The sequence below is a fragment of the Phenylobacterium sp. genome (genome assembly GCF_004799515.1).
Lineage (GTDB): Bacteria > Pseudomonadota > Alphaproteobacteria > Caulobacterales > Caulobacteraceae > Phenylobacterium.
On sequence record NZ_SSMX01000003.1, the window covers coordinates 232,869 to 244,332 of the forward strand.

The window sequence follows — 11,464 nt, forward strand, 5'->3', positions numbered from 1 at the left end:
ACGCAAGTGGCGCGCTACGGCTCGGAACACAAGGCGCAGTCGCGGGAACGGGTGGTGGCGGAAGCCGCCAAGGCCATCCGCGAACAGGGGCCGCATGGGGTCAGCGTGGCCGGCGTCATGGGCGCGGCCGGTCTGACGCACGGCGCCTTCTACGCCCACTTCCCGTCGCGCGACGCCCTGCTGGCGGCCGGCGTCGCGCGGATGTTCGAAGACAGCCGCGCGCGGCTGGAGCTGTCGGCCGCCGAGGGCGCCGACGCGCGCCAGGCGCTGACCAGCTACATCAACTTCTATCTCTCGCGCAGCCACCGCGACGCGCGCACCGCCGGCTGCCCGCTGCCCTTCCTGTCCGCCGAGGCGCCGCGCCTGACGGGCGAGACCCGCGCGCTGTTCGCCCGGGGCGTGGCCGGGCTGACCGGCAAGATCGCGGGCCTGCTGGAGAGCGCGGGCTTCGCCGAGCCGCAGATCACGGCGGCCTCGGTGCTGGCGGAGCTGGTGGGCGCCGTCTCGCTCGCCCGCGCCGAGCCGGACGCCGCGCGCTCCGACGCCATCCTCAAGGCCTCGCGATCGGCGCTGAAGGCCCGCCTCGGACTGGACTCATGAACAGCACCGGATTTCCCCTGGACGGCGCGACCGCCGCGCCGCGCCCCAAGCCCAGGTTCGCCCTGCCGTTCTCGCGCCGCACAGGGCTCGCGGTCGGCGTGGCGCTGGCCGTGGCTGCGGGCGGCGCGGCCTATATCGCCGCGCCCAAGGCCACGGAGTCCACCGACGCGGCCTATCTGCAGGCCGATTCCTCGGTGGTGGCGCCCCGGATCAAGGGCCTGGTGGCCGAGGTGCTGGCGCAGCACAACCAGACGGTCCGCCGCGGCGACCCGCTGGTGAGGATCGACCCGGAGGAGTTCGACGCCCGCGTGGCCTCGGCCTCCGCGGACCTGCTGACCGCCCGGGCGGGGGTGCAGGCGGCCGAGGCCGCCCTGGCCGCCCTGGCGCCGGAGGAGCGGCTGGCGCTCTCCAACGTGCGCGCCACCGCCGCGGTGATCAGCGCCGCCGACGCCCAGCGCGAACGGGCCGACGCCGACCGCGCCCGCTATGAGAAGCTGGTCTCCGACGGGGCGGTGGCCCAGCGCGACGCCGACGCCTACCGCGCCACCGCCGCCGGCGCCGACTCCGACGCCATCAAGACCCGCGCCCAGCTCGACGTCAGCCAGAACCAGGTCGAGGTGGTCCGCGCCAAGCGCGCCAACCTGGCCGCCGCGCTGGCCCAGGCCGAGGCCAACGTCGCCCGCGCCCAGGCCGCCCTCGACCTCGCCAAGCAGGACCAGGGCCACGCCCTGATCCGCGCGCCGATCGACGGCGTGGTCGGCGACCGCCAGGTCGAGCCCGGCGACTACGTCCAGCCCGGCACGCGGATGATGACGGTCGTGCCCCTGCAGGCGCTCTATGTGGTGGCGAACTTCAAAGAGACCCAGGTGGCGCGGATGCGCCCCGGTCAGCCGGCCACCGTCAAGGTGGACGCCCTCCCCGGCGTGGCCCTGAAGGGCGAGGTGGAAAGCTTCGCCCCTGGCTCCGGCTCGACCTTCTCGCTGCTGCCCTTCGAGCCGGGCACCGGCAACTTCACCAAGATCGTCCAGCGGGTGCCGGTGCGTATCCGCCTCGACGCCGGCCAGCCGGGCGTGGCGCAGCTACGGCCCGGCCTCTCGACCACGGTCAAGGTGCGCCTGCGCGAATAGCCCGTTTCCGCGAACCCGCCCCCTCGTGAACCCAGGCGGCGCGACGTCGGTTCTAACCCGCGTCGGAATGGGTAGGATGGCGGCATGATCTTCTTGCGTCGCAGGGCCGTGCTGACGGCGCTTCTCCTCGCCGTGGCCCTGTCGAGCCATGCGGCCGTCGTCGCGCCGGCCGCCCCAGCGCCGGCGCCAGTGGCGACCGCAGCGCCGCCGCCCGCGCCCACCCTGGCGCCGCCCACGGCGCCTCCGGATGACATGGCGGTGCTGGCGGCCGACGAGCAGACCCTGGGCCAGCTGCAGAACCAGATTCCGGCCGCGTCGGACGACCACAGCCTGGCCGCGGTGGGAGTCCAGGCCGCCGCGATCGAGAACCGCGCCAGCGCCATGGCGGCGGCCCGGGGCCATGCCCTCACCGCGCTTAACCGTACGGCGGGGCGCGGATCGCCGCGCGGAGCGGCCGCCGCCCAGGCCGCGGCGCAGCGCAACCTGCTGCAGGCGCAGATGCATCAGGCCCGCACCGTGGCCGCCCGGGCGGCGGCGATTTTCAACCAGGTGGCGGAGCGCCGCCGCGAAGGCTTCAGCGCCCGGGTCCTCGAACAGTCGCCTTCGCCGCTGTCGCCCGAGTTCTGGACGGGCCTGCGCGAGGCGGTAGGGCCGGACCTGGCGCGGCTGGGGAACCTCGCCATCGAAGCCGCCGACGTGGCGGCCGACGCGGAGGAGCCCCGCGGACTGCTGGCGCTGGCCGGCGGGCTGCTGGCCGCCCTTATCCTCGCCTGGCCGGGACGCTGGCTGCTGGAGCGGCTGGGGGCGAGCGCCGTCGCGCGGTGGAAGGGCAAGGGCCGCCGATCCGCCGGCGCGGTCTGGATGACCCTGGTGGACGTGGGCACGCCGGTGCTGGCGGCTGTGGCGCTGCGCCTGGCCGCGGCCTGGGGCGACCTCCTGTCGGACGCCGCCGCCGACCTGGCCGCAGCGGCGGTCGTGGCCGTCGGCTGGACGGCGGCGATCCTGGCCCTTGGCCAGGCGCTGGTCACCCACCGGCGGCCGGAGCAGCGCCTGCTGACGGTGTCGGACGCGGTCTCCACCCGCACCCGCCGGCTGCTGGCGGTCGTGGCGCCGGTGACCGCCGCGGGCTACCTGCTGGGTCGGCTCAACTACATCGTGGGCGCCAGCGTCTCGGCGACCATCGCCAGCAACGCGGTCGTCGCGCTCACCTATGCGCTCCTGGCCGCCGCCGTGCTGATCACCGCCAGCCGGGGCCGGCAGAGCGGGGCCCCGGACGCCGCCGCGCGCCCCTCGGCGGCCTGGACCCTGATCTCGCTGGCGCTCGGGGCGGCCATCGTCGTCACCGTGGGCGCGGTCGCCACCGGCCTCACGACGCTCGCCACCCTGGTCTCCGGACAGGTGTTCTGGTTGGCGCTGCTGGGCGCGGCGAGCTTCGTCCTGCTGCGGTTCGTGGAGGACCTGGCGGCCTGGTTGTTCGCGCCTTCCGGCTGGGCGTCGCGGCTGCTGGGCGGGGTGTTCAGCCTGCGGCGCGCCACCGTGGCGCAGCTTGGCATTCTCACGGCGGCGGCGGCGCAGATCGCCGTCCTGCTGGTGGCGATCAGCCTGGCGCTGACGCCGTTCGGCGACAGCGGCCGCCTGCTGGCCGGCCACCTGGACCAGGTGGGCGTCGCGGTGCGGCTGGGCTCGGCCACCCTGTCGCCGCGCGCCATCCTGAGCGGCATCGCGGTGTTCGCCGTCGGCCTGGGCCTCGTGAACCTGGTCCGCGGCTGGTTCGTGCGGCGCTACCTGCCGGTGACCGGCTGGGATGTGGGCGTCCGCAACTCGGTGAGCACCGGCCTGCTGTACCTGGGCGTCGTGATCACGGCGCTGAGCGCGCTCGCCGCCATGGGCCTGGGCTTCCAGCAGATCGCCCTGGTGGCCAGCGCGCTGTCGGTCGGCATCGGCTTCGGCCTGCAGCAGGTGGTGCAGAACTTCGTCTCCGGCGTCATCCTGTTGATCGAGCGGCCGGTGAAGGTGGGCGACTGGGTCAACGTTGGCGGGCTGGAAGGCGACGTCCGCCGCATCCGGGTGCGCGCGACCGAGATCGAGACCTTCGACCGCACCACGGTCATCGTCCCCAACTCCGACCTGATCACCAAGCAGGTGCAGAACAAGACGCTCGGCGATCCGCGCGGTCGGGTGCTGCTGGAGCTGTCCATCGCCAGCCCCGCCGACGCGGAGCGGGCGCGCGACCTGATCCTGAAGATCGCCGCCGCCCAGACCGAGGTGCTGAGCGATCCCGCGCCGGCGGTCTACATCGACGGGCTCGCCGCGGGCGGGGCGGTGAACTTCAAATGCTATCTGTTCGTGGCCAGTCCGCGCGACGCGGTGCGGGTGAAGAGCGCTCTCTACTTCGCCGTGCTCGCCGCCTTCCAGAGCGAAGGCGTCGCCTTCAACGGCGCGGCCGGGGCGCAGAACCTCATCGTCGAACCGGGACCGAAGCTCACCGACCTGCTCGCCGGGGCCGGCAAGACCACGGGCGCGGCTCCAAAGCCGCCGCGCCCGTCCTGATCAGGCGCCCGAGAAGGACAGGGTCGCGATGTGCGCGGCGCGCGGGTAGTCGGCCGAGATCGGGCCGCACCAGTCGAATCGGTTGCCGCCAGGCGCCACGGCCAGGCCGTCCTCGATGAGGTCGTGGGCCGGGTCCTGGCCGTCCAGCAGGACGTGGGCATAGGGCCGGCCCTGGCCGTCGCGGTCGCCGGTGGGCGTGACGCCGACGGCGATCACCCCGCTCGCCAGGGCCTTCAGCCGCAGGGCGGCTTGGCGGGCGGCCAGGGCCTCGGCGGCGCAGCGGGCGTCGGGCGAGGGTTGCGGGGTGACGACGTCGGCCAGGTGGATGGCCTGACCGTCGACGACCAGCACGTCGCTCTGCAGCACGGCGATCTTCGGCATCGGCGGCCCGGCCGGCCCCGCCGCCGCGAGCAAGGGCTCGCGGGGCGCGCAGGCGGTGAGCAGGACGAGGGCCGACAGAAGGGCGAACGTCCAGAGCCAGACAGGCGCAGGGACGGGGGCGGCGGCGAGGGTGCGGGAAACGGTCATGGCGCTATGGCCCGAAAGGATGAGGAAAGGGGCGGGGCCCCGCGCGGCGCGGTCTGGGGGCTGGAGAGACGCCGCGCGGGACCCCTTAGGTCCGCGCTAGCCGCCGAAGCGGTAGCGCAGGCCAACGGTCACCAGGGACGCACCGAAGTCGCCCTTCACGCGGTCGTCGTCGGACCCGAACTTCACGTTCGGCGCGCCGATGTAGCGGTAGGCGACCTCGCCGGTCAGCCGGTCGCTGAACGGGTGCGAGACGCCGGCGATCGCCTGGTAGGCGAAGGTCGTCCTGTCGCCGTGCGGGGCGCGGAAGCTGTCGTCCACCTTCACGTCGGCGACGCCGATGCCCGCGCCGATGAACGGGCGCCATTGGCTGTTCGGCAGGAAATCGTAGTAGCCGTTCAGGAAGCCGGCGAGGACATGGGTGTCCCCCGCGCCAGACTTGCCGGAGCCGTCCAGATAGAGGAGTTCGGCGTCGGACCGGAAGCCGTTGCCGAAGCTCTTGCCCGCGCCCAGGTCGGCGGTCCAGCCGTCGTCGCTGCGCGGGCCGTTGGTCCCGTCGATGCGGCCCGAGAAGGTCGCGCCGGCGTCGCCGCGCACGTACCAGCCGTTGTCGTCCGCCGCCCGCGACGCGAACGGGGTGACTGCGACGACCAGGGCGGCCGCAGCGGCCGCGGTAACGATGAGAGACTTCATGATCTTGTTCTCCAGCCCTTAAGTGGGCTTGCTGAACGACAGATCGGGGCCGTCCCGCGGCGGCGCTTCCAGGCGTGTGACCGGCTTTTCAGCAGCGTGACCCAAATGCGGCGGCAGACACGCCATTGGCGGCGAGCCGGCCGCGCCTATCTCTAGCGTGTAGGGAGGGAGACCCCGCGTGACCCTGAGCTTGACGCCCGCGCCATCCGACGCCCCCGGCGAGGCCGCGGCGCTGGCCCTGGACGGGCTGGTCACCCTGGCCGAGCTGCCGGAGGTCTGGATCCGTCACCAGGCGCTCGCGCCGTTCCAGATGGAGTACGACGGCCGGCGGCCGATGGTGATCTTCCTGTTCAACGCCGCCCAGCCGGCGCGCGGCGGCCCGGCGTTCCCGCGCGGGGCCTTCAGCCTGCTGGTCCCGGGCGAGCCGAGGCGCCTGGAAAGCGCCGAGCCGGTGGAGACCCTGGCGGTCGCCTTCTCCCCGCGCGAGGGGATACGGCTGCCGGCGGTCTCGACGCCGCCGCCGGGAACCGTCGACCCCGGGGTGCACGCCCTGGCGCACGAGGTGCGCCGCGTGCTGCTGACCGAGGGGGACGAGGCGCGGGCCTACCTCGAGCGCCTGACCGACACCCTGATCACCCGCGCCGCCCAGGTGGCGGGCGGCGCGCCGGCGCGGCGGCGGCCCGATCTCGCGCCGTTCAACCTGCGCCGGGTGCAGGAGCACATCGACAGCCGGCTGCCCGAACGGATCACCGTGGACGAGCTGGCGGCCGTGGCGGGCCTCAGCCGCGGCTATTTCTCCCGCGCCTTCCACGCCGCCACCGGCGAGAGCCCGCACCAGTTCATCCTGGCCCGCCGGCTGGCCGAGGCGCGTCAGCGCCTGGACGCCGGGGCGGACGACCTCAGCCTGCTCGCCATCCAGACCGGCTTCTCCAGCCACGCCCACCTGACCACCGCCTTCGGCCACGCGTTCGGCATGGCTCCGCAGGCTTATCGCCGCCGGATGGCGGGCCTGGCGGCGCCGGACAGCGAGCCGCGCTAGACCTGCTTTCTTGAATCGTCGGCGATCTCAGATCGACGGGCGCGACGGGCTTTGCGCCAGCGCCAGCAGGGCCGCGGCCAGCGTCGCTGCGGCGGTGTCCGGCTTGGGCTTTTCGTAGATGGCGAACTCGAGGTCGGGCAGCGGCGGCAGGCCTTCCCGGGCGCCGAGGATGCGCAGGCCGGCGATGACCGCGCTCGCCGGCAGCGGCGTGACGGCGAGGCCGGCCAGCGCCGCGGCGCGGACGCCGGTCAGGCTGGGGCTGGTGTAGACGATCTCCCAGGCGAGGTCGCCGGCCTGGAGCGCGGCAAGCGCGGCCTCGCGTGAAACCGACCGCTCGCGATAGAGCGCCAGCGGCAGGGCCGCGCCGGGCGTGAGGTCGAAGGTGTCGGCCGCCGCCCACACCAGCGGCTCGCGCCACACCAGACGCCCTTTCGATGTCCCGAGCGGGCGTTTGGCGAACACCACGTCGAGACGTCCCGCATTGAGCTGTCCGATCAGGTCCGCGCTGACGCCGATCTGCACCTCCAGCTTCACGCCGGGATGGATCGCGGCGAAGCGGACCAGGGCCGGCGGCAGCGTGCCGCCCGCGACCTCCTCGACGACGCCCAGCCGCACCGTGCCCGCCAGGCGCGGCGCCGACAGGCGCAGGCGGGCGGCTTCCTCGAGCTGCAGCAGGCGACGCGCATCGCCGAGCAGCATCTCGCCGTCGTCGGTCAGCGCGACGCTGCGGGTCGTGCGCCGGAACAAGGGACGCCGGGTCTCGAGTTCCAGCCGCTTGATCTGCTGGCTCACGGTGGATTGCGTCAGGTTGAGCCGCTCGGCCGCGCGGTGGAAGCCGCCGCACTCCGCCACCGCGACGAAGGCCCGCAACAGCTCGAAATCCAGCATGGAATTGATCCAAATTTGAGATCAATCATATTATAAAATATCGTTTCCATAATCAATGATCGAGGCCCATCTTTCGCGGCGGAAGACAGCACGACGCGAAGGAATTTGATTATGTCAGGCCCATCCCAGCACGGATCCGATCGTCCCCAACGGCTGGCGCGCGCCGCCGCGGTGAGCGGCGCGCCCGGGAAGCTTTGCCCGGCGGACCGGGCGACCCAGCTGCTCGAAGCGGTCATCCAGCCCGGCGACCGCGTCGCGATCGAGGGCGACAACCAGAAGCAGGCGGATTTCCTCGCCGCGGCCCTGGCGAACGTCGATCCGGCGCGGATCCACGACCTGCACATGGTGCAGTCCGTCCTGGCGCTGCCCGACCATCTCGCCGTGTTCGAACGCGGCATCGCCAACCGGCTGGATTTCGCGTTCGCCGGGCCGCAGAGCCGCCGGCTCGCCGAGCTGGTGGCGTCGAAGGCGCTGAAGATCGGGGCGATCCACACCTATCTGGAGCTCTACGCCCGCATGCTGGTGGACCTGCAGCCGCAGGTCGCGCTCATCGTCGCCGACAAGGCGGACCGCGACGGCAACCTCTACACGGGCCCCAACACCGAGGACACGCCCACGATCGCCGAAGCGGTGGCGTTCCGTGGCGGCGTCGTCGTCGCCCAGGTCAACGAGGTCGTGGACCGGCTGCCTCGCGTCGACATCCCCGGCGACTGGGTCGACGTCATCATCCAGACGCCCAAGCCTTACCGGATCGATCCGCTGTTCACCCGCGATCCGGCCAAGATCCACGACGAGAACGTACTGATGGCGATGATGGCGATCGCCGCGGTCTACGAGCCCTATGAGGTGCGGCGGCTCAATCACGGGATCGGCTACGCGACCGCGGCCATCGAACTGCTGCTGCCGACCTTCGCCGCCCAGCGCGGGCTGAAGGGCAAGATCGCCCAGCATTTCGTGCTCAATCCCCACCCGACCCTGATCCCGGCGATCGAGGCCGGCTTCGTCGACAGCGTCTATTGCTTCGGCTCCGAGTTGGGCATGGAGCGCTACGTTTCGAGCCGCGCCGATATCTTTCCAGTCGGCGCCGACGGCAGCCTGCGGTCCAACCGCGCGCTCGCCCAGGTCGCCGGACAGTACGCCTGCGACCTGTTCATCGGCGGCACGCTGCAGATCGATGCGCAGGCCAACAGCTCGACCGCCACCAAGGATCGGATTACCGGCTTCGGCGGCGCGCCGAACATGGGCGCCGACGCGCGCGGCCGTCGCCACGGCAGTCCGACCTGGCTGCGCGCCGGCCAGGAGGCCGGCGACAGCCTGCGCGGACGCAAGCTGGTGGCGCAGATGGTGCAGACGCGCCAGCCGAACGGCGCGCCGAGCTTCGTCGAGCGCCTGGACGCCTTCGACCTCGCCGCCTCGGCGGGCTTCGCGTTGCCGCCGGTGATGATCTACGGCGACGACGTCACCCACGTCATCACCGAGCGCGGCGTCGCCAACCTGCTGCTCTGCCGCTCGCCGCAGGACCGCGAAGGCGCCTTGCGCGCCATCGCCGGCGACACCGATTTCGGCCAGCGGCAGTCGCCGGAATTGAGCGACAGCCTGCGCCGCCGCGGCATCGTCATGTCCCCCGCCGATCTCGGCATCGACGTCGCCACGGCGAACCGCGGCTGGCTCGCCGCCAAGTCCATCGACGACCTCGTGACGGCCTCCGGCGGGCTCTATACGCCGCCGGCGCAGTTCCGCGCCGCCGCCGCGCACTCTTGAGAAGGAGGCGACCATGACCCCGATCAACCAAGCGCCCAGCAACCCCTCCGACGCTGAGCTCGCGCCCCTTGACCGCGCGAAGCAGGTCGCCGCGAAACTGCTGTCGCAGCGCGGCGAAGCCTCTGGCGCCCTGGTCGCGCGCCAGCTGCACGAGGCGGTGCGCGCGCTGGAGGCCAGCGACCGCCAAGACTTCGAGCGCCACCTCGCCACCGCGTTCCAGCCCGACCCGGCGGCGCTCGGCGCGGCGGCGGAACGCTATCTCGCCGGCGCCAGTGCGGAGGCCGCGGCCGCCCTCGCGCGCGCCGCCGACCCGCCCCGGCAGGAACTGCTGCGGCGCATGAACATGGCGCCCGGCGGCACCGGCGCGCTCATCGCGATGCGCAGCGAGATCCTGCCGCGCCTGCGCAGCGAGCCGGAGTTGAAGCTGCTCGACGCCGATCTGCAGCACCTGTTCGCCTCATGGTTCAACCGCGGCTTCCTCGATCTGCGGCGGATCGACTGGCAGACGCCGGCCGCGGTTCTGGAGAAGCTGATCGCCCACGAAGCCGTGCACGAGATCAAGGGCTGGGACGACCTGCGGCGGCGGCTCGCGCCCGACCGGCGCTGCTACGCCTTCTTCCACCCCGCGCTGCCTGGCGAGCCGCTCATCTTCGTCGAGGTCGCTCTGGTGGAGGGCCTGGCGACGGCCATGCCGCCGTTGCTGGCGCAGGACACCGACGAGGCGGCTGCGCGGGCCCAGGCGCTCCGCGCCGACACCGCGATCTTCTACTCGATCTCGAATTGCCAGGATGGCCTGCGCGGCGTGTCGTTCGGCAACTTCCTGATCAAGCAGGTGGTCGAGGACCTGCAGGCGGAGTTTCCGCAGCTCAAGCAGTTCTCGACCCTGTCGCCGGCGCCGGGCTTCCGGCGCTGGCTCACGCAGCGGCTTACGGAGGAGGGCGCCCCCGACGCCGCCCTGTCGCCGGAACTCGCGAGCGACGGCTGGTGGCGCGATCCGCAGCGGAGCGAACCCCTGCGGGCGGCCCTGCTGCGGCTGTGCGCGACCTACCTGACGCGGCGGCCGTCGCCCGAAGACCGCATCGACCCGGTGGCGCGCTTCCACCTCGGCAACGGCGCGCGCCTGGAGCGGATCAACTGGCTCGGCGACCCCTCGCCGCGCGGCCTCCAGGAGTCCTACGGCGTCATGGTCAACTACCTCTATGACCACGACAGCATCGAGGACAACCACGAGGCGTTCGCCCGCGACGGGACTATTGTGCGCTCACCGGAGGTGGACGCGTTGATGCAGGCATCCTCAAAGGAGCAGGCGCCATGATGATCGACAGACGCACGTTTTCCACAGCCTTGCTGGCCGGCGCGGCGGCCTCGCTGAGCGCCACCCGCGGCCTGGCCGCGAACCCCAAGCCGCCCATGGCGCGCAACGTCGTCCTCGTGCACGGGCTGTTCGCCGACGGGTCGTGCTGGTCCGAGGTGATCGCCCGCCTGCAGGTGGCGGGGCTCAACGCCACCGCCGTCCAGAACCCGTTGACGACGCTGCCTGAGGCCGTCGCCTCGGCGCGGCGCGTGCTGGACCGGCAGGACGGCCCGACGGTGCTGGTCGGCCACTCCTTCTCCGGGATGATCGTCACCGAGGCGGGCCTGCATCCCAAGGTCTCGTCGCTGGTCTATGTGGCGGCGCGGGCGCCGGACGCGGGCGAGGACTACGCGGCCCTGGCCAAGACCTTCCCCACGCCGCCGGCCACCGCTGGCATCGTCTTCGATGGCGATGAGGGGCGGCTCAGCGAGGCCGCGTTCCTGCGCGATTTCGCGGGCGACCTGCCGGCCGCCAAGGCGCGGGTGCTCTATGCGGTCCAGGAGCCCTTCAACAGGGCGCTGCTGACCGGCAAGACCACGCAGGCGGCCTGGCGGTCGAAGCCGAGCTTCTACGCCGTCTCGACGGAGGACCGGACGATCAACCCGGACCTCGAGCGGTTCATGGCCAAGCGCATGGGCGCCAAGACCATCGAGGTGAAGGCCAGCCACCTGTCGCTGATCTCGCATCCAGCGGAGATCGCGGACCTGATCCTCGAAGCCGCCGGGCGGCAGGCCTGATCGCGAGGAAGCGGCTCCCGCGCGACGTCGAACGCCGGGTCGCGCTTGGCGCGCCCGGCGTCGATTAGGGACGGTGAGGGGCTTGGCCTAGGTGTCGAAGCTACGAAGGTTGTTCACCCGGGATCGGGTTGAGAGAGTGGGGTTGCGAAGCTCCAACCTCTAACCGGGAGACCCCGGATGAACGTCCATA

The 11,464-nt window shown here is 72.6% G+C and carries 10 protein-coding genes; 7 read left to right on the forward strand and 3 right to left on the reverse strand.

The window, feature by feature from the left end; all coding sequences use genetic code 11:
* The first annotated feature begins 6 nt into the window (after positions 1 to 6).
* From E8A49_RS01895 to E8A49_RS01905, 3 genes are all read left to right on the forward strand, one after another.
* Positions 7 to 600, forward strand: a complete 594-nt coding sequence (locus E8A49_RS01895; RefSeq protein ID WP_293375765.1) for a TetR/AcrR family transcriptional regulator — start codon at positions 7 to 9, stop codon at positions 598 to 600.
* On the forward strand, positions 597 to 1,727 hold the full coding sequence (locus tag E8A49_RS01900; protein ID WP_293375767.1) for an HlyD family secretion protein: 1,131 nt from the start codon (positions 597 to 599) through the stop codon (positions 1,725 to 1,727). Before E8A49_RS01895 ends, E8A49_RS01900 begins: the two co-directional genes overlap by 4 nt.
* 84 nt (positions 1,728 to 1,811) lie before the next feature.
* Positions 1,812 to 4,277 carry a DUF3772 domain-containing protein gene (locus E8A49_RS01905; protein WP_293375769.1) on the forward strand — a complete coding sequence of 822 codons (2,466 nt, stop codon included), beginning with the start codon at positions 1,812 to 1,814 and terminating at the stop codon, positions 4,275 to 4,277.
* On the opposite strand, the gene E8A49_RS01910 is transcribed toward E8A49_RS01905, so the two are convergent.
* Positions 4,278 to 4,805: a hypothetical protein gene (locus tag E8A49_RS01910; protein ID WP_293375771.1), complete on the reverse strand. Its 528-nt coding sequence runs from the start codon at positions 4,803 to 4,805 to the stop codon at positions 4,278 to 4,280.
* 96 nt (positions 4,806 to 4,901) lie between these two features.
* The gene (locus tag E8A49_RS01915; protein WP_293375773.1) at positions 4,902 to 5,495 is read right to left on the reverse strand and encodes an outer membrane beta-barrel protein; all 594 of its coding nucleotides are present in this window, start codon (positions 5,493 to 5,495) and stop codon (positions 4,902 to 4,904) included.
* A 178-nt stretch (positions 5,496 to 5,673) separates the two neighbouring features.
* On the opposite strand from E8A49_RS01915, the gene E8A49_RS01920 reads away from it, so the two are divergent.
* The gene (locus E8A49_RS01920; protein ID WP_293375775.1) at positions 5,674 to 6,534 is read left to right on the forward strand and encodes an AraC family transcriptional regulator; all 861 of its coding nucleotides are present in this window, start codon (positions 5,674 to 5,676) and stop codon (positions 6,532 to 6,534) included.
* 27 nt (positions 6,535 to 6,561) lie between these two features.
* Here E8A49_RS01920 and E8A49_RS01925 read toward each other — a convergent pair whose 3' ends face one another.
* Positions 6,562 to 7,422 (reverse strand): LysR substrate-binding domain-containing protein, encoded by an 861-nt coding sequence (locus E8A49_RS01925; RefSeq protein WP_293375777.1) that lies wholly within the window; start codon positions 7,420 to 7,422, stop codon positions 6,562 to 6,564.
* Positions 7,423 to 7,533: 111 nt separating this feature from the next.
* On the opposite strand from E8A49_RS01925, the gene mdcA reads away from it, so the two are divergent.
* Genes mdcA through E8A49_RS01940 form a run of 3 tightly spaced genes read left to right on the forward strand, consistent with a single transcriptional unit; the run spans position 7,534 to position 11,274 of the window.
* Complete coding sequence (gene mdcA / locus E8A49_RS01930; RefSeq protein WP_293375779.1) at positions 7,534 to 9,183, forward strand: malonate decarboxylase subunit alpha; 1,650 nt, start codon at positions 7,534 to 7,536, stop codon at positions 9,181 to 9,183.
* A 13-nt stretch (positions 9,184 to 9,196) separates the two neighbouring features.
* Positions 9,197 to 10,498, forward strand: coding sequence for a malonyl-CoA decarboxylase (locus E8A49_RS01935; protein ID WP_293375781.1), 1,302 nt, complete (start codon positions 9,197 to 9,199; stop codon positions 10,496 to 10,498).
* A complete protein-coding gene (locus E8A49_RS01940) occupies positions 10,495 to 11,274 on the forward strand; it encodes an alpha/beta hydrolase (protein WP_293375783.1) in 780 nt (259 codons plus the stop codon). Before E8A49_RS01935 ends, E8A49_RS01940 begins: the two co-directional genes overlap by 4 nt.
* The last annotated feature ends 190 nt before the right edge of the window (positions 11,275 to 11,464 follow it).